Below are 22,279 nucleotides of genomic sequence, written 5' to 3' on the forward strand. Positions count from 1 at the left end.
CCCGTGGTGACCGCTCCGGAGACGGCCCGCACATCGTGACCTGCCAGGTCACCCGACCTAGGTGACCGACCGAAGGTGAGCGACCGAAAGGTGAGCGACCGAGGTGGCCGCCACGGCGTGGTCCGTCTGTAGTCGGCGATCATCTCTCGTGGCTCCCGTGCGAGGGTCCCCTACGGTCGGTGGTTCATCCTTCGCCGGTCCCGGCGAGCATCCGAGCCACGCCCTCCCGCGGCGGACGCGCAGCGAGGGCAGACGCGCCGGACCGCGTCGGCGGCGCCCCCGGACTCGGGAAGGATGTCCGGCCAGGCGACGCCCGCGAAACGGGCGAGCTGCGACCGGTGCAGGGACAGTCCGCACACCGACTGGTTCGTGCCCTGTTCCCAGGCGTGGACTTCCCCGCCGGGCAGCCAGCGTCCGTCCTCCTCGTCCCACCAGCGGCTCGATGCCGCCACCGCGTAACGCCGTGTCTTCATCATGGCCTCCGTGAGTCCCTACCGGGTCCGCGAAATCACCGAAGCGCCGAACCGCCGGAGGCGCGGACCCTGCTCCGCGCCCTCGGCGAACGGACGGTCAGAGCTGGGGGCGGATGACAGCCCGCACGCATCCGTCCGTCTTGTGCTTGAAAAGGTCGTACGCGTGCGGCGCCTGGTCCAGGGACACGGTGTGGGTGGCCAGGTGCGAGGTCTTCAGCTGTCCGGCGGCCATCTTCTCCAGGAGCATCGGGATGTACCGCTGGCCGTGCATCTGCGCGCCCCGCACGGTCAGGCCCTTGTTGATCACGGCGCCGAGGGGGAACTTGTCGACGGCGCCCGCGAACACGCCCAGGATGAAGACGGTGCCCGCCTTGCGACAGGCGTGGATGGCCTGGCGTACGGCGGTGGGGCGGTCGGTCTGCATTCTGAGCTGCTGCTTGGCCTGGTCGTAGAGGTGCATCGGACCGTCGCTGTGGGCCTCCATGCCGACGGCTTCGATGCACACGTCAGGACCCCGGCCTCCGGTGCGCTCCCGCAGTTCGGCGGCGACGTTCGTGCTGGTGTAGTCGATGGTCTCGGAGCCCACGTACCGTTCGGTCATCGCCAGCCGCTCGGGGATGCGGTCGATGGAGATGACCCGCTCTGCGCCGAGCTGGAGCGCCGCCGTGGCGGCCATCTGTCCCACGGCGCCGCAGCCCCATACGGCGACCACGTCTCCGGGTTTCACCCCGGCCAGATCGGCACCCATCCAGCCGGTGGGCACGGAGTCGGAGACGAACAGGGCGCTGGTGTCGTCGACGCCTTCGGGTATCGGAAAGGCGCCGTAGTCGGCGAAGGGGACGCGGACGTACTCGGCGTGGCTGCCGCGCAGGCCGCCCATGGCGTGCGAGTAGCCGAAGATGCCCGCACCCTCGTATCCGAAGAGGGCCTGGCCGATCCCGGGGTTGGTGTTGGTGTTGTCGCACAGGGACCACAGGTCGTTGGCGCAGTACCAGCACCGTCCGCAGCCGACGAACGAACAGACGACCACCCGGTCGCCCACCCGGTGGCGGCGTACGCCCGGGCCGGTCTCCACCACCTCCCCGACGAACTCGTGTCCGATAACGTCACCGGCACGCATCGCGGGTATGTAGCCTCCGATCAGATGCAGGTCGGAGCCGCAGGTCGTGCCCGCCACGAGACGCACGATCATGTCTTGGTCATTGTGCAGTTCCGGATCGGGGACCTGCTCGACCGACAGCTTGTTCACTCCTTCCCAGCACAGCGCCTTCACAGCACTCCCTCCCCCGCGGACCTGCGGCTGAGCAAACCGATCAGCTTGCCGCCGGGTGTCGGGCGCGTCGTGGGCGGTGTGTCCGCCCGGAGCACCTCGCCGGTTTCCAGCAGTGACTTGGCCTCCCGCAGGGCGACTCGGATCTCCTGGCGCGGATCGAGGCCCGCGAGCCGTGCGGGTGCGGAGGACAGGGCGTGGCCAGCCGGCTCCTTCAGCCGTGCCGCCAGTTCCGTGCCCCGGTCCCCCGGCGCGGGACGGATGCGCACGTCGATGGTGTCGGCGTGCTGGTCCAGAGGCGGGGGCAGCTTGCCGTCGGGCTGTATGTCGGCCGGTGAACGATTGACCGTCACGGTGAGCCAGCGCTCCTCGGACCGGTCCTCGGCCGGGCGCCGGGACAGGGCCTTGCGTGCCACCGGGATGCCCGCGCCCAGCACCGGCAGAGCCCAGAGAACCAGTTTCTTGTTCATGCCTTCCCCTCGGGACCGTATATCGACGTCCGTCATCCGGCGGGGTACCGTCGCCGCTCCGTGCCAAACAGGGGTCGGCGGACGCGGTGCTGCGACGCCCGCATCGCCGGACGCCTGACCGCCCCGGTGCGCGGGCCCGTGGCGTCCTGGCGACGAGCCGACGGGAGGATTTTTGCCGAGCAAGAAGCTGCTTCGTGCCGAGCACGAAGCAGCTTCAGCCGGTCGGCTGAACGTCATTCATGAAGGTGAGTGCACGAAGGTCGGCGTCCAGCATACGGATCAGCTCACCGACCCGTCCGCCGCCGACGGGGGGTGCCGGGAAACGCTTGAGCACGTCAACGACGGCTGGAGTCGCGGTCTGTAGCGCTCGTTGAAGGTGTTCGGCACCGATGTCCCGATTGTCGCCAGCGGCGAGTTCGGCTGCTCTGGCCGCGTAAGCGCCGGCTCCGAGGATGTGCTTGACCTGGGTGGCCTTGGCCAGCGGATGCAGATAGGCGGCGCCTGCCGCAGACATCGCTGCCCACGCTGCCTCGCGCGCAGCCGCCGTGTCCGCACACTTGGCTGCCTTGAGGGCCGCCGACGCCGTGTCACGCAGGGACTTTCCACGCTCGCCGCCCCGAGCGAACTCCCACGCCGCACCGACAGCGTCTCGAGGCCGGGAGTCGTCCGGCTGATCGGCCTCGAAGATCTCGAGCACCACCTCCGCGCACGCCGCGGCGAACCCGGTGACCTCACGGAGGTCCTGCTTGCTCAGAACGATCTCGCTCGCTTCACCTGTCATGAACTCATTCTCGACCCCTGCGCCGAGCCGCAGAGCCACATGGGCGGCTCCAGATACCCATGCCGAGGTCGGGACGACGTTCGCGGCGTCGGGTAGGCCGGCGGCACACCGCCGCAGGGTGAAGATCACGGTGCGCTGCTGGAGTACCCGGACCCGTACCTCGTCCCGTCACTCGCCGTGGCCGCTCCCGGTCGGCGGCACCGGGAACACCGTTCGACGGTGGGGGCGGCCGTGTCGGGGTACCCGGTCACATGCCACAGACAGCAAGGAAGCCGACAAAGACGACCTTGCATACGCGAGCAGGGGCGTTCCAGTGCGAGCGGCGCTCATCGTGCTCCATACGCCGCAGTCGCGGCGGCCCGTGGCGCCCGAGCACCTGCACGGGCCGCCGATGCCGTCAATACAGGAGAACCTCATGACCGGCCGTGATGACCACCGGTCCGCACCCGCTCCCGACCTGCGCGCGGACCCCGACGCCCACCGCGCGGAACGTGACGAACGCCGGCCGCAGCACACCGAGCCGGCACAGACCGCGTTGCCGTCAGAGACCTCCGACGCCCTGGAGGAGGAAGCTTCCGTACGCGAAGCCATCAACGACGACACGGGCACCGCCGCATTCGCCCAGCACGACCGGATGGACGACGGCCCTCTCGGCCCCCGATTCAGGCAACCGGTCGACGGCAGGGAGTGACCGCACGAGATACGACCGACAGCTCAGGGAGACACCATGTCTTTGCGGTCATGGATTCGCGAACACGTGGCGGGTGGATCGGCCGGGCCCTCGCCTGCCGAAACCGCGGAGGTCCGTTCAGGCCGCCCCCAGGACACGGGCGGTGAGCCGGTGGACGGGGCCACGGACCAGCACAGCACCACAGGAACGACACCCAGCGACATCTTCGTGGGCCGGGTCGCCGGCGACGATGCCGGATACCTGGAGACGGGCGCCGAGAAACGCGCCGAATCAGATGCCGAACGGACGGCGACACCACGACATCCGCGTGGAACCGACTGACCTGATGTCCTCGGGACCCCTCCGCGGCTGACGGACAGCTCGACCAGCCTCTACGCCTCGTCGCTCGGTGCCCGCCGGGCGTGCCGACGGGCAGAGGAGCCCCCGACCGTTCTCCGGCTCCTGGATGTTGCTCCGACGTCCTCCTCGATCAGAGGCGCCCGCCTCCAGACGGGGCCGGCAGGCTGGGCGGTTAGCGGCGGGGCTCACCCAGGACAGCCGTCCTCGGGGAGCCAGTAGGTCTGCCTCAAGAACGCGGCCATGTCCTGAAGCGCTTGGACGTAACCGGCCCTGTAGTGGGCATCGACGTCCGTGCGTCCGCTCTCCGCCTGCGCCCACCGGTCCAGGTGGAGGGCAATGTGCAGGTGGTTCCGGTACAGCGGGCCGGTGTCGCCGTCGAGAGCCGCTCGCGCTCGTTCTTCGTCCCAGCTCTCGAGCACACTGGTGTCGAAGTCCAACAGTTCCTGGTCCGAGGGCCGCATGGACGTCTCCCTCATTGCGAGCTCAGCAAGACCGGGTACCGCTTCTCGTGAGGGCGGCTTCACCGCAACGGTGCGTGGCCGGCCTGTCGGCCGACGCCCTGTAGCCGCCCAACGCTTCGCAGGAACGCGGTGAATGCGGTCGTATGGCGTGGAGGGGGTAGTCGATGGACATGTTCTTCTTCAGCAACCGCATCGGCTGCCTTGGTTCCCTGCTCATCAGCGCGGTGGCGACCGTCATCCTGGTGATGCTCTTGAACCGCTGACGGGTCGAGCCACTACGTTGTCAGTGTCGTTGGGGGCGCGCCACTGGAAGACCGGGTCCTGCTCGGCGCCGCAGACTGGCGGACGGACCTGACGTGTGGCGGCTCGCCCCGTGGTCGCTGCCGAGCACGGCAGGGAGAAGCATCCGCGCAGCGCTCCTCCATGTCGTGACAACGAGGGGGGATCGTTGCCGTAGCCCGTTCGGATGGCTCGTGGGACGGCCCGTCCACCAGGACGGGGAGGGGACGGGCCGGGAGGCGTCTAGCCGAACAGGATCATGTCGTTGATTCCTGCGTGATGCGGTCGAGGAAGCCGAGCACCCGATGGTCGACCTGCGTCGCGGCCTGTTCGTCGTAGGACGGGAGGCTGCTGTCGGTGAACAGGTGCCTGTCGCCGGGGTAGAGAAACAGCTCGCCCGCAACGGCCGCTCCGACAACCGCGCGGGCGGCCTCCACGTCGCCCTCCCCGGCGAAGAAGGGGTCTGCGTCCATGCCGTGGATCTGGACCGCGACATCCTGGGGCCAGACCCCGCCGAATTCCGAGATCGGCACACATGCCTCGAGCAGCAGTGCGCCCCTTGCGCCGGGGCGAGTCTGGGCCAGCTTCTGCGCCGGCAGGACGCCGAGCGAGAATCCGACGTAGACGAGCTCCGCAGGCAGCCCCTCGGCAGCGGCGGTTCCGCGCTCGGTGATCGTGTCGAACCCGGCGTTCTCGGCGTAGCCGGTGCCGTCCTCGAGGCTGTCGAACACCTGCCCCTCGTACAGATCCGGGGCGTGCACGGTGTGTCCGGCCCGTCGCAGATGCTCGGCGAACTCGCGGACGCCGGCGGTCAGCCCGTGTCCGTGGTGGAAGACCAGCACCTCAGCCATGTTGCTCCCCTCGTGCCACGGTGCCCGGGCGGCGCCGCGGGCACGAGTATGGCGCGCAGCACTGACATCCCCGGGCCGGGGCGGGCCGTCAGGTCCGTGGAGTCGGCTCGGTGAGGCGGGGTCCGAGGTCGGCTACTCGCCGGTCCGGGAAGCGCAGGTTCGAGCGGGCGCTCTTCGACCGGTCGTCCAGGGTGCGGTTCGGCGGTGAGTTGCCGGACGCGCTGTTCGAGGTCGTGTATTTCGGTGGTGATATTTCGGTGGTGACCCGCCTGGGCGTCAGGGCCTCAGCAGTCCGCCCACCCACCAGTCGTGCGGCTTGCCGTCGTTGGCTATGCCGCGATTGCGCAGTGTCCCTTCGACAGTGAAGCCGAGGCTCTCGGCGACGGCACGCGAGCCGGTGTTCCCGGCCATGGCCCACCACTCGATGCGGTGGACGTCGAGGGTGTCCCAGCCCCAGTCACACAGGGCCCGAGCGGCCTCCACCGAGTACCCGCGTCCGCGCTGCTCCTTGACCGCCCAGTAACCGAGCTCCCAGACGCCGCGGCTGACGAGGGTCAGGCAGTACGAGCCGACCAGGGCGCCGGTGTCCTTGCGGAACGCCCCGAGGGTGTAGTCCCTGTCCTCGGCCCACTGAGCGGGCAGCTTCTCGCCGACGAGCCTCTCCGCGTCCGCACGCCGGTACGGCACCGGCACGGGGGTGTAGAACTGGATGTCCTCGTCCTGGCAGGCTTCGTACACCGCGTCCACGTCGGCGAGTGTGAAGGCCCGCAGCACCAGACGGTCGGTGTCAAGGGTCACTGGATCCATCGCGGCAGTATGACCAGCATGGACAAGCGGCGACCATCGAATATCCCGACCGAGCACCGCCCACCACAACCGCCGGGCTGGTCAACGGTCATCGCACACCCCAGATCAGCTGCCCTCGGGACTTCTCGGTTTCCGGCACGGAGTCCGCCCATGGTCCTCCGGGGCGCGGACCGCTCCGGGGGAGCACGCCGCCCTCCTCCTCGTCCCCTTCCACTGTCCGGAGGCGGCGACCACTGCGACCACGTAGCTCTTGACGCGTCACAGCCGGGCGCGCGGCGGAGGACCCACTCCGGTGTGGCGTCCCGGCACCATCGCCGCATGACGCTGCCCGGGTCCCGGGCCGGAGCGGGCGGCCAGGGCGTCGGCGACGGCACCGGTGGCAAACCCGTAGACGGCCTTGTGCAGCACGTCCACGAGGAGTTCCGCGCGCGGCCAGGTCTGCGGTGGAGCGCCGACGCCGGTGGCGTTCTCCAGGATTTGGTCGGTGGTCAGGCGCACGACCGTGAATTTGCCCGAGGCGAGTGGTCCACGCAGACCGGCGTGGGCCATGACCGACCGCAGGATGCCCATGACCGCGGCCTGGCCGACGTGCATGGCCCGGTTCGAGGCCACGGGTGCCGTGCTCCCCGCCATGCCGACCAGCCGTTTCATGGTCCGGCCGGGGACATGCGAGTCGGGCCGCCCGGTGAGGCGCTGCTCCGCCTTCTCACCGAGCGTCATCGCTGCCGCTCCTACCGCTCCCGCGATCAGTCCCTGCCACAGAGCCTGTCTCATCATGCGCGTCCGGGTACCCCCGGGGCCTGCCATTCATCACCCGGAGCTGCTGAGGGACCCTGAGAGACGGCGTTCACACGGCCGTGGCACCGGCTCCGGTACGGGCTTGCGGGGCGGCCCGGGCTCCTGAGCCCAGCGGTCCCGCTCCGCTCCCCATCCCGGCTGCTGCTGCCGCGCCTGGGACGGCTCGCGCCCACGGCGGCGCGCCTCCTCCCTCACAGTCCACGCGTCGCCGTGCTCCGGGTCGGCGAGAGCGCCAGGGAGCGTCGCCCGCCGGCCGTGGCCGCGACGCCACCCCACCGTGCCGACGCGGACCCGGGCCTTCCGGCGGGGAAGGTGGCGGAAGGGATGGCGCGGCGCGGAGACCGGATATCCCCATGTGGTGAACCCGGCGCGCGAGCGGCCATGCCCTCACTTCCGGACCGCCTCCACCGGACCGCGAGGAGGCTCCGTGACGGGGTCCCGGTCGCCTGGTGTTGTGCCGCATCACCCCCGGTGACGCGGGCGCCGGCGGCGGGTCGGTGCGCACCCGGCCGTGTGCTGGTGGGCGGACACTTGGTGCAGTCCACCGCAATGTCCCAGTGAGTGGTGTGCATCGTGAAGTGGCAGGTCACTCTGGGTGAGCGCGGTCCGGCCCGGACGCGCCTCGGAGATCACCGCCTGCCGCCACGACAAACTGACCGCCCACCTGCGCGCGGCCGGCCTCGGCGCGATCGCGGACCTGGGCTTCGTCGGTCTCGACGACGGCGGCCCGGACGCGGACCCGGCGGTGATCACCGGCTACAAGGCGGCCCGCAACCGGCCCCTGACCAGGGGGCAGAAGCTGTCCAACAAGGCGCTGGCCGCGGTCCGGGCCCCGGTCGAGCACGGCTTCGCGCATCTGAAGAACTGGCGCGTGCTCGGCAAGGTCCGCACCGACCCGAGGTGGGCGACCGCGCTGGTGCGGGCCCTGCTCGTGCTGACGAACCGGGAAGTCGCCCGCTGACCGGCGATCTCCACCGATCGTTCTGGCCCTCCCCTGGGCCTACCACCGGCGGCGTCGCCCTGCCTGACGCAGGGCGGGTGCCGGGTTCAGATGTAGGTCCTGCGCCACTGGTCGGCCGCGCCGAGAAGGGTCATGCCGGCGGAGGTGTAGGCCTGCATGGCGCCGGTGTTGTGGGTGTCCACGTCGACGCCGACCGTGCGGTGGCCGCGGGCGCGGAGGAGACTGAATGCGGTGGTGAGGAGTTGGGCGCCGAGGCCGTGGCGGCGGTGGGCGGGGTGGACGCCGAACCAGGCGATCCAGGCGCGGTCGACGGGGTCGCGGGCGATAAGGGCGCCGGCGGGGACGCTGTCAAGTTCGGCGAGGAGCCACAAGTCGGGGTTGTAGCCCTCGCGTCGGCGCTGGGCGTGGTGGAAGGCGTCGAAGTCCGGGTGGGGGTGCTCCGGGTCGTTGGTGAAGGCCTCGTTCAGCACGGAGTGGACGGTGCGGAGGTCGGTCTCGTTCCGGGCCGCGCGCACCGCGGGCGCGGGGTGCTCGGGGAGGCGGATGGCGTCCAGGTCGACGGTGAGGCGGCTGCTGCTGTTCACGACGGTCCAGCCGCGGCTGAGGAGTTGGTCGTGGGGGAAGCAGCCAGAAAGCTGATACAGCGTCACCGGCGTGTCAGGGGTCGGCAGGTCGTGGGCGGCCCAGACGTCGAGGCGGTCCAGGAGCGTCGCGGTGACGGCAGGTGCATCCGGGAACGGGGCGACGACCAACTGGGCACGCAGCTCACCCGGCTGAGGCGCGGGATGGAGGGCGGCGAAGCCGAGCAGGCCGCCGTCGGGGCCCGACGCGGTCCACGTGCGGGAGGGCAGGTCCAGGCCGGGGGCGGCCAGCATGCTGCGCGCCTCGGCGGGGCCGGACTCGCGGCGACCGACCGTCGCCTCCTCGTCCCGGCCGAGCAGTTCGGCGAGGGCGTCGACGTCCGCCACGGAAACGGCTCTCCACTCCATTCCCGCACTGTCGCAGGACGAGGCTTCGGCCGCCAGCGGATTTAGGCGGCGCCGCGGCAGCGGGTGACGATGAGGGAGGGCGCCCACGCCTGCTCGTCCTCACAAACGGGGAAGTCGCCCGCTGACCGACGATCTCCACCGAAGTCACCCGCCCGTCACCAGCATGAGTACCCCGGAGCCGACGCACACCAGGCCCGTGACCTGCTACTTCACGATGCACACCACTCAGTGGGTCTCCCGGCCGCGTCGGCGGCCGCCTGGACAGGTCGCGGTGGACGGCCCTCACACTTCGCGAACCCTCGCGCGGCCGCGGATACGGGTACCGGCGCGCTCCGTGAGATCGGCGCCGAGACCTCCGTGTCCACCGACGGCGAGACGCTGTACCGGACGGTCGGTGGCCTCGTCCCGGTCACCGACCTCGCGCGGCCGGGATCGTCAGGTGACCGTCCCCGCGGGCGGGGGCGCCGGGTCGTAGGCGGCCTCGTGTGCGATGTCCCGGAGGCGCAGTGCGGCCGTGAGCAGGTCCTGGTGGCTGGTGTAGAGGGCGTTGACGCCGAAGCGGAGCAGGTCGGGCGCGCGCATGTCGGCGATCACGCCGTGTCTCGCCAGGGCGACGGTGAGCCCGTGGGCGTGGGGGTGGCGCAGGGTGACCTGGCTGCCGCGGCGGCGGGGCTCGGACGGCGTGACGGAGGTGAAGCCCTCGGGCTTGAGGAGTTCCTCCGCGCAGCGCAGGAAGAAACCCGTCAGCGACAGGCTCTTGCCGCGGACCTGGGTCATGTCGACGCCGTCGAAGGCGGTGAGGGCCGCTTCGAGGGCGAGCAGGGACAGGATCGGCGGGGTGCCGATGCGGGCGCGGGCGATGCCGGGGGCGGGCGTGTAGTCCCGGCCCAGGCCGAACGGGTCGGCGTGACCGGTCCAGCCGGGCAGCGGCGTCTCCAGGGCCGCGTGGTGACGGCGCGCCACATAGAGGAAGGCGGGAGCGCCGGGGCCGCCGGAGAGGAATTTGTAGCCGCAGCCGACGGCCAGGTCCACGCCGAGGGTGTCGACGTCGAGGGGCAGCGCTCCGGCCGCGTGGCACAGGTCCCACAGCGCGAGGGCACCGGCCTGGTGCGCGGCCCGCGTCAGCCCCCGCATGTCGTACAGCTCCCCGGTGCGGAAGTCGACGGGCGAGTAGCTGACCACGGCGACCCGGGCGCCCTCGGCCTCGAGGAACCGTGGCAGGTCGGCCGGGGAGACCCGGCACACGTCGAGACCCCGGCGGCGGGCCACCGCGTCCGCCAGGTAGCGGTCCGTCGGGAAGTGCCCGGGGTCGGTGACCAGCAGGGCTCGGCGCGGGCGGAGTGCGGCGGCGGCGTCGAGCGCGGTGAACAGCTGCACACTGGTGGAGTCGCCCGCGACCGTCTGCCCCGGCGCGGCGCCGATGAGCGCGCCGATGGCGTCGCCGACCCGCAAGGGCGCCTGCCACCAGCCGTTCGTGTTCCAGGAGCCGATCAGGTCGGTGCCCCACTGGCGCGTCACCACGTCGGAGGGGACCGGTCCGACGGCGGCGGGCAGCGGGCCGAGGGAGTTGCCGTCGAGGTAGACGACGTCCGGCGGAAGCAGGTACCGCTCGCGGAGGAAAGCCAGGGCGTCGTCCGCGTCGAGCTGTGCGGCCAGCTCGCGCAACGCGGTCACTGCCGGTGGTGCGGTGGTCATCGGTGTGCGGCCTCCTCGCCCGCTCGGTCGGACGGCCGCGGGCCGAACGCGGCCGACATCTCCCGCAGGATGCCGGCGACCGCACGGGCGCCGGGGGCTCCCGGTTCGATGAGGGTGTAGTGGCCGGTGCCGGGCAGGACGACCGTCCGCAGGTCACGGTGGACGGCCGCGTAGTCACTGAACTGCGTGAGCGGCACCTCCTCGTCCACGGCGCCGTGCAGCAGCACGGTGGGCACCCCGGTGGTGCCGGCCTCTCGCAGCAGGGTCAGTGGGTCGACCTCGGGCAGCCGCTGCTCGAACGCTTCCTCGCCACGGAGGAGTTGCAGGGCGGCTCCGTCGCTGAGGGCGTCGCGCCGGGTGGCGGTGAGGTCGGTGATCGGCGCGAGGGCGAGCACGCTCGTCGGCAGGGTGTTCGTGTGCCAGCGCGAGCCGGGGGGCAGCAGACCGCGGGCGGCGCACCACAGTGCCAGGTGGCCGCCGGAGCAGTGGCCCGCGAGGACATAGGGCCGTCCCTGGGGCAGGGTGTCCACGATCCGGGCGACGTCGTCGAAGGTCTCGGGATAGCCGCCCGCGCCGCCGGAGCGGCGGAAGCCGGGAAGGAGGACGTCGAAGCCCTGCCGGGAGAGGTAGGCCGCGAAGGGGGTGAGGTGCATCCGGTCGTAGCGCCAGTAGCCGCCGTGCAGGAGGATGACGAGCGGCGCGTCGGGATCGTCGGCCGGCCAGGCGTCGTAGGACTGGTGGGGGTGGTCCCCGTAGCGGCGGTGCACCGGGGCCAGTACCGGCTTCAGGCTCAGGACCCGCTTCTCCTCCTCGGCCGCGAAGGCGGAGATGACCCTAGACGTCACCGCGCACCTCCCACAGTTCGGGGAAGACCGGGCGGGCCGCGCGTTGCTCCAGCCAGGCCAGGCCCGCGGAGCCCGCGCTGCCCGGTTTCGATCCCATGGCGCGGCGCACCACCAGGACGTGCTCGAACCGCCAGCGGGTGACCAGTTCGGCGATGTCGGTGAGCAGTTCGCCCAGCGCGAGGTGGGGGTGGTGCTGCGGTCCGGCGTAGATGTGCCGCCAGACGTCCACCACCCCGGGGTCGCAGGTGTGCGGGCTGGTGACGTCCCGCTCGCGGACGCTCCGGGGCACGGGCAGGCCCTGCCGGTGCAGGAACGCGAGCACCTCGTCGTACAGGGACGGTTCGCGGTAGGTCTCCGCGAGTGCCTCGTGGACGGCCGGGTCGCCGCGGTGGGCGCGCAACATCGCGGACGACTTGTCGCCGAGGAGGAACTCCATGTGCCGGTACATCACGGACTGGAAGCCCGACGCCTGGCCGAACGCGGCCCTGAATCCGTTGAACTGGGCCGGGGTCAGCGCGGCGATGGGCGCCCAGGCGCCGTTGAGCGCGGTCAACGCCCGGCGGCTGCGCACCAGGGCGTCCGTGGCCGCGCGCAGGTCGTCCTTGGCGAAGGCCACGCGTGCGGTGCGCCACTCGTACACGATCAGGGTGAACCACAGCTCCATCACCTGGGTGGTGACGAGGAAGCCCATCTCGTCCGGGGCTTCGGTCAGCGGGTGTTGCAGCGAGTTGAGGACGGACGCGCGGACGTACGTGTCGTAGGGGCTCGCGCCCGTGAAGGGCCGGGTCAGGGAGTCGTCCGCCACCGGCTCGGCGAGCGCGGACGTGCAGTTGTTCATCGCAACTCCTAGGTACGGCCGACGGACGGCCAGGAAGGCGAACGGCCGGCGAGCCGGACGCCCGCATGGGGGCAGGGTGCCGGGCGGTGGTGTCACACGCCGAGGTGGGCACCGCCGGAGGCGTCGATCCACTGACCGGTCACCCACCGGGCGTCGTCGCTGGCGACGAACGAGACGACGTCGGCGATGTCCACCGGGTCGCCGAGTCGGCCGAACGTGGAGGCGTCGGAGTACCTGCGGCGGATCTCCGGGATGCTGAGCGTGGGGTTGATCTCCGTCTCGGTGTAGCCGGGCGCCACGGCGTTGACCGTGATGCCCCGGGGGCCCAGTTCCTGGGCCAGGCAGAGGGTGAGGTAGTCGAGGGCGGCCTTGGTCATGGTGTAGGAGACGATCGCCGGGAAGGCGACCCGAGTGGCCACGGAAGAGATGTTCACGATCCTGCCGCCGTCACGCAGCCGGTCCAGGCCGCGCTGGATGATGAAGAACGGCGCCTTGGTGTTGATCGCGAAGACCCGGTCGTAGTCGGCCTCGGTCACGGTGGCGATGGGGCGCGGGAGGGTGATGCCCGCGTTGTTGACGAGGATGTCCAGCCCGGCCGGCGCGTCCTGCCCGGTCAGGGCCTGGTCGAAGGCCGACCACAGGGTGTCGGCGTCGCCGGGTACTCCGAGTTCTGCGTGCACGGGGAAGGCACGGCCGCCGTCGGCCTCGATCTCCTTGACCGTCCGTTCTGCGGCCGCCACGTCGTGGCCGTAGTGGACCGCCACCAGCGCGCCCTCGCGGGCGAGGCGGCGGCTGATGGCTCTGCCGATGCCCCGGCTGCCTCCGGTGACCAGGGCGGTCCTTCCCTCGTGGCGGGCGGTGGCGGTCAAGGCGGTTCTCCTTCGCTCGGTGGTGGTACGGCGGCCTGTCCGCCGGTGCGGGTCATGCGTCGAAGTCGAGGGTGACCTCGGGGGTGCGTGGTCGTGCGCGGCAGACGAGCGTGTAGCCGGCGGCACGGTCGTCCTCGTGAAGGGCGTACTGGCCTTGCGCGGCCACGCGGCCGGACAGGACCTTCGCGCGGCAGCTGCCGCACACGCCTTCACGACAGGCGTACGGCACGTCGGGGTGCGCCCGCAGCAGCGCGTCGAGGATCGCCGAGTCCTGCGGCAGGGTGGTGGCTACGTGGTGGCGCCCGTCGAGGAGGGCGGTGACGCGGGTCTCCCCCACACCGACGCCCGGTACCGGTCCGGCCGTGCCGACGGCTTCGGCCGTGCGCACTGGTCCGGCCGTGCGGACCGCTTCGGCCGTGCCTACCGGTCCGAGCGTCTCCGGCGGCCGCTGTGAGGCCCTGGCCGGCGTGAACAACTCCCAGCGAACCAGAGCCGGGTCGGCTCCCTGGCGTGCGAGGACCTGCCGCGCGGTGTCGAGGAGGCCGGGCGGGCCGCACAGGGCGAAGACGGTGCGCGGGCTGGGACGGGCGTCCACCGCGGCAAGCAGACGGGACAGACTCCCGGCGTCGATCCGCCCTCTGAACGGGCCGTCACCGTGCTCGCGGTCCTCGCGGGTGAGGACGTACAGGACGGTGAACCGGTCCACGAACGCGTCCTTGAGTTCGGCGAGTTCGTCGGCCAGCAGGGCGTCCGCGGCGGTGGGGACCGAGTGCACGAGGGAGACACGGCAAGCCGGGTCCCGGCGCAGAGCGTCGGCGGCCATGGCGGCCAGCGGGGTGATGCCGGAGCCGCCCGCGAGGAGGAAGTGGTGGGCGCCGGGCAGGTCCGGCAGGGTGAAGGTGCCGGTGGGCGGGGAGAGTTCGAGGCGGTCACCGGGGGCGAGGTGGCTGATGGCGTGGGCGCCGAAGCCGTCGGGGGTGCCCCGTTTGATGACCAGGCGAAGCGCCGCAGGGTCGTGCGGAGGCGGGCAGACCGAGTAGCCGCGGCGCAGTTCGCCGTCGGCACGACGATGGCGGACGACGACGTGTTGGCCGGGCCGGTGCGCGAAGACGTCGCTCAGCGCGGCGGGCACGTCCAGGCCGACGGCCACGACATCACCCGTCAGGTGGCGCACGTCGGTGACTTCCAGGCTGTGCCAGTCGGTGCGCGGGCGCGTGCCCGGGTCCTGGTCCCTTCCCTGTTCCCGGTCCTGGTTCCTGCCCCTGTCCCGGTCCTGGTCCCGGTCCCTGGCGACGAGCTTCTCACGGGGGGCGGCGGGCGGGGTGGCGGTGTTCACGGTCTGCCTCACAGTGCGGTCAGGTGGGGGAAGGGCTCGCGGCACGCCGTGCACCACAGCACCGACTGGCAACGGGACGGTCCGAACGGGTTGTGCGGCCGGGTGGCCCGCGAGCCGCAGTGCGGGCAGGGCACCCCGCCCAGCTGGACGGGGACCGGTCCCTCGGGAGCCGGGGAGACGGGCGGGGCGATGCCGTTCGCGGCGAGCCTGCGCCGTCCCTCGGGGGTGATGCGGTCCGTCGTCCAGGGCGGGGACAGAACCTGTCGTACGCGGCCCTCGGGGTGGCCGCAGGCGATCAGCACCTCCCGGACCGCGGAGGTGATCGCGGGCAGAGCGGGGCAGCCCAGATAGGTGGGCGTGATCTCCACCTCCAGGACCCCGTCGGCGCCCCGGGCGACCGAACCCACCACACCGAGGTCGCCCAGGCCGATCACCGGCAGTTCCGGGTCCGGGATCGCCTCCACCCGCTCACGCACCTCCCGTACGGAGCGGCGGAGCGTGGTCGACAGCGGCCCGGTCACCAGGTGCCTCCGGGGAACTGGCGGTGCACCGACTGGAGTTCGGCGATCAGGGGGCCGAACTCCTCGGTGTGCAGACCGGAGCGGCCGCCCTTGGCCGACCAGGAGGCCGTGGGCATGGTGAGCCCCGCGTCGGTGACGACATCGGCGACGCGCTGTTCCCACTCCCCGTGCAGGCGTGCCGGTGAAGGCACCGTGCCGGCGGCGACCAGCCGCCGCACCACATCGTCCTCGTCGAACAGTTCGCCGGTGTAGGGCCATACCCGCTCCAGGCCCCGCTGCATGCGGCGGCAGCTCTCCAGGGTGCCGCGTCCCAGCCGTCGGGTCCAGCGGTCCGCGTGCAGCCGGTGGAAGGCGACCTCCTTGGCGGCGCGAGCCCCGAAGGCGGCCAGTTCGGCGTCGGCGCAGCCCGCCAGCGCCTCGTAGTGGAGGACCGCGTAGTGCGTGTACGCCAGCTGGCGGGCCACGGTCACCGCGAAGTCCCCGTTGGGCAGCTCCGTGAGCAGGGCGTTGGTGAACTGGCGCGCCGAGCGGGTGAAGGCGAGGTCGTCCTCGGTCCGGCCGCTCCCGTCGAGCTGTCCGCTGCGGGTGAGCAGGGCGCGGGCGTGACCGATCAGGTCCAGGGCGATGTTGGACAGCGCCAGGTCCTCCTCGATGGTCGGCGCGCGCGTGATCCACTGGCACAGGCGCTGCCCGAGGACGAGGGCGTCGTCGCCGAGGCGCAGCAGATGCGCGGCGAAGTCGGCGTCGGCCACGCCGGCGACATCGGCGTCGACCGGGCGGGCGACATCGGCGTCGACCGGGCGGGCGACATCGGCGTCGGTACGGGGGCAGGCAACGCGGGAGGCGCCGTCGGACGCCGCCGCGGTCGCGCCGGCCGCGGCGGCGTCCGCCACCGTGTCACTCGGCGTGGTCACCATCGGACCCTTTCTCGGTCAGTGGCGGGAAGTGCTCTGGATAGCGGTACGGCTTGTGGCGCGCACCGGCGAAGTACGGATCGCGTTCGTCCGGGGACGCCGTGTGCACGGCGTCCGAGCGGACCACCCACAGCGACAGCGGATCGCCGCGGCGGGCGTACAGGTCACGTGCCAGCGCCAGCGCCGCGTCCGGGTCGGCCGCGCGCACCGACCCCGCGTGCTGGTGGGCCAGGCCCCGACGGGTCCGCAGGAAGACCTCCCAGGAAGCGGGTGCGCCCTCTCGGTCGCGGCTCATGCGTGCTCCTCCGTCCGCCGCGGGGCGGCCACTCCGGACGGCGTCCCGTCCCTGCCGCCGCTTTCCGTCCGTTCCCCGGCGGCCGCTCCGGCCGGCGGGGCGCCCGCGTCCGCGCGGGCGGCGTACGCGGCGGCCGCCTCCCGCACCCAGGCGCCGTCGTCGTGCGCGGCCCTGCGGTGCGCGATCCGCTGCCGCGCCCAGTGCGTGTCGTCGCCCAGCGCCTCGCGGTAGGTGTCCCAGTCGATGGGGGTGAAGTCGTAGTGGCCGCGCTCCTCGTTCCAGCGGATCGCCGGGTCGGGCAGCGTCAGGCCGAGGCGTTCGGCCTGCGGAACGCACTGGTCGACGAAGCGCTGGCGCAGTTCGTCGTTGGAGTGGCGTTTGATGCCCCAGGCCATCGCGCGGCGGGAAACCGCGGCGCCCAACGCTGCCGTCCGCGCGTCGGCACCGCCCGCCTCGGTGTCCGGCGGCCCGAACATCAACGCCACGGCCGGCAGCCACCAGCGGTTCACCGCGTCCTGCGCCATCTCCCTCTGGTCCGGCGTCCCCTCGCACAGGGCGCGCATCAGGTCGTAGCCCTGCCGCACGTGGAAGGCCTCCTCCTGGCAGACGCGGCGCATCGCCCGCGCGTACGGCCCGTAGGACGTACGGCACAAAGGGGCCTGGTTGATGACGGCGGCTCCGTCCGTCAGCCACGCGATGGCCCCCGTGTCCGCCCAGGTCAGTGCGGGGTGGTTGAACGTGGCCGAGGCACGCTGCTGTCCGCGGTGCAGGGCCTCCAGCAGGTCGGCGCGGTCCACGCCCAGCGTCTCGGCGGCCGAGTACAGGTACAGCCCGTGGCCGGCCTCGTCCTGGACCTTGGCGACGAGGACCGACTTGCGGTGCAGGGAGGGGGCCCGGGTGAGCCAGGCGCCCTCCGGCTGCATGCCGATGATCTCGGAGTGGGCGTGCTGGGCGATCTGGCGGATCAGCATGCGGCGGTATCCGTCGGGCATCCAGTCGCGCGGTTCGATCGTCGCGCCCTCGGCGACGAGCGCGTCGAAGTGCGCGAGCAGTTCGTCCTGGTCCCCGGGTGGGGCAGCCCGCTCCGCGGGCACGGCACCAGGGGTCCGCGCGCTCACGCGGCACCGCCCGCACGAGCGGTGTGCGCCTCGGCGACACGGCGTACCGGGCGCCCTCCCGCGGCCCGGACCGGTACCGGCTGCCTGGGCACTCGCATCACTCCTTTCGCTCCTTCCCCCTCCGCGCCGTGCCGCGACACGGTCGTGCCGGAACACGGTCGCGCCGCGACAGGTCCCAGCGTCGCGGTACGCGGCTTTCCTCGTTGCGATAAGAGGCCGCGGACGAACCCCGGCTATCCCTGGCGCACGCCGTCCGAGCGCGTGACAAAGCTCACGAGCCGGACCGGGGAGTGGGACCGGCCGATTGCGCCTCTTGAGGGGGTGACAGTCGAGATCCGCACGGCGGCCGACACGCCGGGGCGAAAGGGGAAACCATGAGCACCATCAGGGAGTTGCTGGTCGAGCTCACCGGCACGATCGAGTACGCGGACGCGGTGGGCGACGACGTCGACCTCGCCGCCAGCGGTATCGACTCCGGGGACCTGGTGCGTCTCGTCCTGCTCGTCGAGCAGCGGCTCGGCGTGGAGATCACCGCGGAGGACATGGAGAGGCTGCACACGATCGCCGACTACGAGCGCTTCGTCGCCGAGCGGTCCGTCGCCGGTGCCACCGGCGGTGCGTGATGTGGCTGACACAGCTGCTGGAACGCAACCGCCAGTGCTTTCCCGACCGGACGGCTCTGGTGGACGAGCAACGCAGCGTCACCTGGGCGGAGTTCCACGACCGTACGGCCGAGCTGGCGCGTGGGCTGTCCGACCTGGGCATCGCACGCGGTGACCGGGTCGCCGTGCTCTCCAAGGACCGCGTCGAGGTTCTGGAGAGCTACTTCGCGCTCGCCCGGCTCGGCGCGCTGTTCGTGCCGCTGAACCACAGCCTGGCCGTGCCCGAGGTCACCGGGATCGTCGAACGGGTCGGGGCGGTGGCCGTCCTCGGGGAGTCGGAGCTGCTGGACCGGCACACCGAGCTGCCGGCGTCGGTACGGATCCGGCTGGCCTTCGACAAGCCCGCCTTCGAGGCGCTGGGCACCCTGGCGGCCGAGCGGGACCTGCCCGCCGTGGCCGACACCGACCCGATCGCCGTACTCCACACCTCGGCGACCACCGGACAGGCCAAGGGCGTCACCGTCGACAGCGGGTCGTTCCGGGCCATCGCCCTGGGCTGGCTGGTCATGGCCCGGCCCACCGACGACATCGTCATGGTCAACTGCTGCCCGCTCTACCACGGCAGCATGGTCGTGTCCCTGACCTACATGGCGGCCGGCGCGACGGTGGTGCTGATGCCCGGCTTCACCCCCCAGCGGGCGCTGGCCGCGGTGGAACGACACCGTGCCACCCACATGTGGACGGTGCCGCAGATGCTGCGCTTCATGTTGCAGGCCAAGGCGTCCCACAGCACCGACCTGTCCTCCCTCCGGGAGATCCTGTACGGCGCCGCCCCGATGCCGCTCGACGTGTACGCCGACGCCGTGCAGCGGCTCGGCTGCGGCTTCCGGCAGGTGTACGGCATGACCGAGGTGGGGGGCCCGTTCGTCACCCTCGGCCCCGACGAGCACCCCGCCCCCGAGGACGTCACCGCCCGCATCCCGTGCGGGAGGGTCGTACCCGGCATGTCCGTCCGCGCGGTGGACGAGGGCGGCCGGGACCTGCCGTGCGGCGGCATCGGCGAGATCATCGTGCGCGGGCCGGGCCTCATGCAGGGGTACTGGAACGACCCGGAGGCCACCCGCGAGATCACCCTCGACGGCTGGATCAGGACCGGTGACCTGGGGTTCGTGGACGAGCACGGCCGCATCAGCCTCGTGGACCGCACGAAGGACGTCATCATCCGCGCGGGCCAGAACGTCTACCCCTCGGAGATCGAACGCGCCCTGATGGCCCACCCCGCGGTGCGGGACACCGCGGTCGTCGGGATGCCCGACGAGGACTACGGCGAGGTGCCCCTGGCGTACGTCGTCCTGGAGGCGGGCGCGGACACGGGCACGGTGGAACTGCTGGCGCATGTCGCGGGGCTGCTCGCGCCGTACAAGCGGCCGCGGCGCGTGGAGTTCATCGAGCAGGTGCCGCGCAATCCCGCGGGAAAGATCATCAAGAAGCTGCTGCGGGTCTGAGCGTGTGCGCGGGCGTCCGGGGCGAGGCGCGGTGACCGGGGCCCCCCGGGACTGATCCGGCCGCGTGGGTGGCGTCGCTGCGCCGGTCACGGCCGGTCGGCTTCCGGCGCCTGCCGTGCCGGGCGACCTCCCGGCGTCGGTCACGTCCGGTCCGCACCCGGCCGACGACGGCGAGACGCCGGACGGCCACGCAAGCCTCGGCAGCCGCAGCAGCCACGGAGACGTTCCGTGCTCCGAGCGGCTCTGCCGGCTCACCGATGGGCGTGCGCGCGCCACCACCGCAGCGGTCCACGTGCCGGACATCGGCCTGATCACCCGGCTGCGCCCGCAGTTGGCCGCCGCCGGTCTCGGCCTCGGAGCCGCCTGCGTATCGGAGCCGCACCTGGCCCCCGCGGGCCCCTCCGCGCGCCGCCTGGAGTTCCTGGCCAGCCGGCAGGCCGCCCGCAGGGCCCTGCGCGCCGTCGGACCGGACTGCGGCGAGATCCCCCGCTCGGGACGGCTGCCGGTGTTTCCGCCCGGACGGGCGGCATCCGTCTCGCACAGCGCGGGGATCGCCGTGGCCGTGGCCCGTATGCCGGGCGACGGCATCCCGCTCGGCTGTGATCCGGAGTTGCGACCGCTCCCCCGCCGTGCGGCACGCCTGCCCCTGCGCGAGGACGAGGAGGGACTCCTCACCGGCTCCCGGCCGGCCGACGCGGCATGATCACCGACGGAGCTGTTCTCCGCCAAGGAGGCCGCGTGGAAGGCTCTCGACCCGTCCGCGGTCGGCGGTCGTGCGGCCGAGTCGTCGGTGACCCTGCGGGGCCTGCGTGCGTGCCCGTCCGGGGGCGGCCTGCGTATCGGTCTGCGCGCGGAGCCGTGCACGCCGCCGTCCGGGTACGGGTGGTGCTCCTCGGCACAGGGGTGCTCAGCTACGTCGTGGGGTGGGCCGACGCCGAGGAGTGACCACACGCCCCGGCCCCCGGCGCACAGAGCCGGGGGCCGGGGCCGGGGAGCCCGGTGCCGGAAGGTCGGACGCGACGGTCACCTGTCCGTCGTACCGCGGCCCCGGTAGGAACGACGGGCCGCTTCGGCGGCCTTGTCGGTCTGGGCGTCGTACTTGTCCCCCGTCCGCCCGTCGACCGCTCGCTCGGCACTCGTGACGCCCTTGTCGGCCTGGTCCGGGTGACCCTTCGCCATGTCCTTGGCCTTCTTCGCCATGTCGCCCAGCTTGCCCATGGGACACCTCCCGTGATCGCGCGTGCGTCGTACCCGGCCGCGAGTACCCCCGCAGGGGCGGGGCAAATCACCCCGAGTGCGCGGCCGGCACCGCCCCACGTACGACCGGGCCCGCCGAGCCCGTCACACCCTCGCGTTCACCAGCACCGCCATGTTCCCCGCCGGGTGACGGTTGTCGTGGATGAGCTGGTGGGCCAGGCCGATCTCGTCGAAGTCGAAGGTCCGTGACAGGCAGGGGTCGACGACGCCCTGGTCGATCAGCCGGGTGATCTCCCGCGCCTCACGGGCGCTGGCGACGTGCGACCCCTGGAGCCGCTTCTGTCGCATCCACAGGAAGCGCAGGTCCACGTCGCCGTTGTAGCCCGTGGTGCCGCCGCAGATGACGACCATGCCGCCGTTGTCGCACAGGTACATCGACGTGGGGATGGTGTCGGCACCCGAGTGCTCCAGCACGATGCGGGGGCTTCGGCGCTCGCCGAGCACCTCCCAGAAGCGCCGTCCGAAGGCACGGGCGCCGGACAGCCAGCGGGCCGTCGCGGCCTCGTCGGAGGTGTCCGGCAGCCGACCCCAGTGGTCGAAGTCCCGCCGGTCGATCCACCCCTTGGCGCCCAGCTTGAGGCAGAACTCGCCGCGTTCCTCGTTGGAGACGACCGCGACCGGGATGCCTCCGACGTGCCGGACCAGCTGGATGGCGATGCAGCCCAGACCGCCCGCGCCGCCCCAGATCAGCACCGGGTCGCCCGGGCGCACCGTGTGCGGTTCCCATCCGAAGAGCTGGCGGTAGGCGGTGGCCGCGGTCGCCATGTAGCAGGCCGCCTCGGCCCAGGACAGCCGGGCGGGCTTGGGGTGGCACATGTAGTCGTCGACGACCGCGAACTGCGCGAAGGAGCCGTAGTTCTCCTCGTAGCCCCACACTCGCTGGCTCGCGGAGAAGGCCGGGTCGGCGCCCAGGCGGACGTCCTCGGCCGACTCGTCCCACCGGTTGGCCAGGACGACCACCTCGTCGCCCAGCCGCACGCCGCGCACGTCCTCGCCGACCGCCCACACGATCCCGGACAGGTCGGAGCCGCCGATGTGGAAGTCCTCGGCGGCGCCCGCCTTCTGGCGTGCTGCGATCACGTCGAGCGGCGAACCCAGCGCCGCCCACACGTTGTTGTAGTTGATGCCGGCCGCCATGACCTTCACCAGGACCTGGCCGCGGCCGACGGGTGGGACGTCGACCACCTCGGTGCGGAAGGCGTCCACGGGCCGGCCGTAGCGCTCGCGGCGGATGAGCGAGGCGTACATCTTCTTGGGGACGGTGCCGATCTCGGGCGCGTCGCCGAGCTCGTAGAGGTCCTGGGTCGCGGTCAC

General features: G+C 72.2%; 24 protein-coding genes and 1 pseudogene. 5 read left to right on the forward strand and 20 right to left on the reverse strand.

The features are described 5' to 3' along the window. Nucleotides 1-170: 170 nt before the first annotated feature. From ACZ5Y0_RS25285 to ACZ5Y0_RS25300, 4 genes are all read right to left on the reverse strand, one after another. On the reverse strand, nucleotides 171-476 hold the full coding sequence (locus tag ACZ5Y0_RS25285) for a hypothetical protein (RefSeq protein WP_469130956.1): 306 nt from the start codon (nucleotides 474-476) through the stop codon (nucleotides 171-173). A gap of 94 nt (nucleotides 477-570) precedes the next feature. Continuing rightward, nucleotides 571-1,722, reverse strand: coding sequence for a zinc-dependent alcohol dehydrogenase (locus tag ACZ5Y0_RS25290; protein ID WP_469130957.1), 1,152 nt, complete (start codon nucleotides 1,720-1,722; stop codon nucleotides 571-573). A 20-nt stretch (nucleotides 1,723-1,742) separates the two neighbouring features. Beyond that, entirely contained in the window at nucleotides 1,743-2,213 is a 471-nt protein-coding gene (locus ACZ5Y0_RS25295; RefSeq protein ID WP_469130958.1) for an SRPBCC family protein, read from the reverse strand. Nucleotides 2,214-2,427: 214 nt separating this feature from the next. Continuing rightward, complete coding sequence (locus ACZ5Y0_RS25300) at nucleotides 2,428-3,123, reverse strand: putative immunity protein (protein WP_469130959.1); 696 nt, start codon at nucleotides 3,121-3,123, stop codon at nucleotides 2,428-2,430. Nucleotides 3,124-3,409: 286 nt separating this feature from the next. On the opposite strand from ACZ5Y0_RS25300, the gene ACZ5Y0_RS25305 reads away from it, so the two are divergent. Then, nucleotides 3,410-3,685, forward strand: coding sequence for a hypothetical protein (locus ACZ5Y0_RS25305; RefSeq protein WP_469130960.1), 276 nt, complete (start codon nucleotides 3,410-3,412; stop codon nucleotides 3,683-3,685). A gap of 524 nt (nucleotides 3,686-4,209) precedes the next feature. On the opposite strand, the gene ACZ5Y0_RS25310 is transcribed toward ACZ5Y0_RS25305, so the two are convergent. From ACZ5Y0_RS25310 to ACZ5Y0_RS25325, 4 genes are all read right to left on the reverse strand, one after another. After that, nucleotides 4,210-4,485, reverse strand: coding sequence for a hypothetical protein (locus tag ACZ5Y0_RS25310; RefSeq protein WP_469130961.1), 276 nt, complete (start codon nucleotides 4,483-4,485; stop codon nucleotides 4,210-4,212). Between the two features lie 536 nt (nucleotides 4,486-5,021). Continuing rightward, nucleotides 5,022-5,615, reverse strand: a complete 594-nt coding sequence (locus tag ACZ5Y0_RS25315) for a dienelactone hydrolase family protein (RefSeq protein WP_469130962.1) — start codon at nucleotides 5,613-5,615, stop codon at nucleotides 5,022-5,024. 276 nt (nucleotides 5,616-5,891) lie between these two features. After that, nucleotides 5,892-6,422 carry a GNAT family N-acetyltransferase gene (locus ACZ5Y0_RS25320; protein WP_469130963.1) on the reverse strand — a complete coding sequence of 177 codons (531 nt, stop codon included), beginning with the start codon at nucleotides 6,420-6,422 and terminating at the stop codon, nucleotides 5,892-5,894. A 258-nt stretch (nucleotides 6,423-6,680) separates the two neighbouring features. Beyond that, the gene (locus tag ACZ5Y0_RS25325; protein ID WP_469130964.1) at nucleotides 6,681-7,199 is read right to left on the reverse strand and encodes a hypothetical protein; all 519 of its coding nucleotides are present in this window, start codon (nucleotides 7,197-7,199) and stop codon (nucleotides 6,681-6,683) included. Nucleotides 7,200-7,800: 601 nt separating this feature from the next. On the opposite strand from ACZ5Y0_RS25325, the pseudogene ACZ5Y0_RS25330 reads away from it, so the two are divergent. Beyond that, nucleotides 7,801-8,181, forward strand: a pseudogene (locus tag ACZ5Y0_RS25330) (transposase family protein); the annotation flags it as partial. Between the two features lie 86 nt (nucleotides 8,182-8,267). On the opposite strand, the gene ACZ5Y0_RS25335 reads toward ACZ5Y0_RS25330, so the two are convergent. The 10 genes from ACZ5Y0_RS25335 to paaA all read right to left on the reverse strand — a co-directional run bounded on the left by ACZ5Y0_RS25335 (nucleotide 8,268) and on the right by paaA (nucleotide 17,601). Further along, nucleotides 8,268-9,170, reverse strand: coding sequence for a GNAT family N-acetyltransferase (locus tag ACZ5Y0_RS25335; protein ID WP_469130965.1), 903 nt, complete (start codon nucleotides 9,168-9,170; stop codon nucleotides 8,268-8,270). A 435-nt stretch (nucleotides 9,171-9,605) separates the two neighbouring features. Further along, nucleotides 9,606-10,865, reverse strand: coding sequence for a kynureninase (locus ACZ5Y0_RS25340; protein ID WP_469130966.1), 1,260 nt, complete (start codon nucleotides 10,863-10,865; stop codon nucleotides 9,606-9,608). Next, nucleotides 10,862-11,710, reverse strand: coding sequence for an alpha/beta hydrolase family protein (locus tag ACZ5Y0_RS25345; protein ID WP_469130967.1), 849 nt, complete (start codon nucleotides 11,708-11,710; stop codon nucleotides 10,862-10,864). The genes ACZ5Y0_RS25340 and ACZ5Y0_RS25345 overlap by 4 nt, the downstream gene beginning before the upstream one ends. Next, entirely contained in the window at nucleotides 11,700-12,548 is an 849-nt protein-coding gene (locus ACZ5Y0_RS25350) for a tryptophan 2,3-dioxygenase (RefSeq protein WP_469130968.1), read from the reverse strand. The genes ACZ5Y0_RS25345 and ACZ5Y0_RS25350 overlap by 11 nt, the downstream gene beginning before the upstream one ends. 92 nt (nucleotides 12,549-12,640) lie before the next feature. Further along, nucleotides 12,641-13,417 (reverse strand): SDR family oxidoreductase, encoded by a 777-nt coding sequence (locus ACZ5Y0_RS25355; RefSeq protein WP_469130969.1) that lies wholly within the window; start codon nucleotides 13,415-13,417, stop codon nucleotides 12,641-12,643. A gap of 52 nt (nucleotides 13,418-13,469) precedes the next feature. After that, the gene (locus tag ACZ5Y0_RS25360; protein ID WP_469130970.1) at nucleotides 13,470-14,753 is read right to left on the reverse strand and encodes a 2Fe-2S iron-sulfur cluster-binding protein; all 1,284 of its coding nucleotides are present in this window, start codon (nucleotides 14,751-14,753) and stop codon (nucleotides 13,470-13,472) included. 8 nt (nucleotides 14,754-14,761) lie between these two features. Further along, nucleotides 14,762-15,274, reverse strand: a complete 513-nt coding sequence (gene paaD / locus ACZ5Y0_RS25365; RefSeq protein ID WP_469130971.1) for a 1,2-phenylacetyl-CoA epoxidase subunit PaaD — start codon at nucleotides 15,272-15,274, stop codon at nucleotides 14,762-14,764. Beyond that, the gene (paaC, locus tag ACZ5Y0_RS25370) at nucleotides 15,271-16,191 is read right to left on the reverse strand and encodes a 1,2-phenylacetyl-CoA epoxidase subunit PaaC (RefSeq protein WP_469130972.1); all 921 of its coding nucleotides are present in this window, start codon (nucleotides 16,189-16,191) and stop codon (nucleotides 15,271-15,273) included. Before paaC ends, paaD begins: the two co-directional genes overlap by 4 nt. Next, the gene (locus ACZ5Y0_RS25375) at nucleotides 16,172-16,483 is read right to left on the reverse strand and encodes a 1,2-phenylacetyl-CoA epoxidase subunit B (protein WP_469130973.1); all 312 of its coding nucleotides are present in this window, start codon (nucleotides 16,481-16,483) and stop codon (nucleotides 16,172-16,174) included. Before ACZ5Y0_RS25375 ends, paaC begins: the two co-directional genes overlap by 20 nt. After that, nucleotides 16,480-17,601 (reverse strand): 1,2-phenylacetyl-CoA epoxidase subunit PaaA, encoded by a 1,122-nt coding sequence (gene paaA, locus ACZ5Y0_RS25380; RefSeq protein WP_469130974.1) that lies wholly within the window; start codon nucleotides 17,599-17,601, stop codon nucleotides 16,480-16,482. Before paaA ends, ACZ5Y0_RS25375 begins: the two co-directional genes overlap by 4 nt. Nucleotides 17,602-17,975: 374 nt before the next feature. On the opposite strand from paaA, the gene ACZ5Y0_RS25385 reads away from it, so the two are divergent. From ACZ5Y0_RS25385 to ACZ5Y0_RS25395, 3 genes are all read left to right on the forward strand, one after another. Next, a complete protein-coding gene (locus ACZ5Y0_RS25385) occupies nucleotides 17,976-18,224 on the forward strand; it encodes an acyl carrier protein (RefSeq protein WP_469130975.1) in 249 nt (82 codons plus the stop codon). Then, nucleotides 18,224-19,708, forward strand: coding sequence for a class I adenylate-forming enzyme family protein (locus ACZ5Y0_RS25390; protein WP_469131006.1), 1,485 nt, complete (start codon nucleotides 18,224-18,226; stop codon nucleotides 19,706-19,708). Before ACZ5Y0_RS25385 ends, ACZ5Y0_RS25390 begins: the two co-directional genes overlap by 1 nt. A 115-nt stretch (nucleotides 19,709-19,823) precedes the next feature. Further along, the gene (locus tag ACZ5Y0_RS25395) at nucleotides 19,824-20,411 is read left to right on the forward strand and encodes a hypothetical protein (RefSeq protein ID WP_469130976.1); all 588 of its coding nucleotides are present in this window, start codon (nucleotides 19,824-19,826) and stop codon (nucleotides 20,409-20,411) included. A gap of 320 nt (nucleotides 20,412-20,731) precedes the next feature. On the opposite strand, the gene ACZ5Y0_RS25400 is transcribed toward ACZ5Y0_RS25395, so the two are convergent. Together ACZ5Y0_RS25400 and ccrA are read right to left on the reverse strand one after the other, a co-directional pair. After that, nucleotides 20,732-20,926, reverse strand: a complete 195-nt coding sequence (locus ACZ5Y0_RS25400) for an antitoxin (protein WP_469130977.1) — start codon at nucleotides 20,924-20,926, stop codon at nucleotides 20,732-20,734. A 123-nt stretch (nucleotides 20,927-21,049) separates the two neighbouring features. Further along, the gene (ccrA, locus tag ACZ5Y0_RS25405) at nucleotides 21,050-22,279 is read right to left on the reverse strand and encodes a crotonyl-CoA carboxylase/reductase (protein ID WP_469130978.1); all 1,230 of its coding nucleotides are present in this window, start codon (nucleotides 22,277-22,279) and stop codon (nucleotides 21,050-21,052) included.

The organism is Streptomyces sp. NPDC033216, from assembly GCF_055577115.1.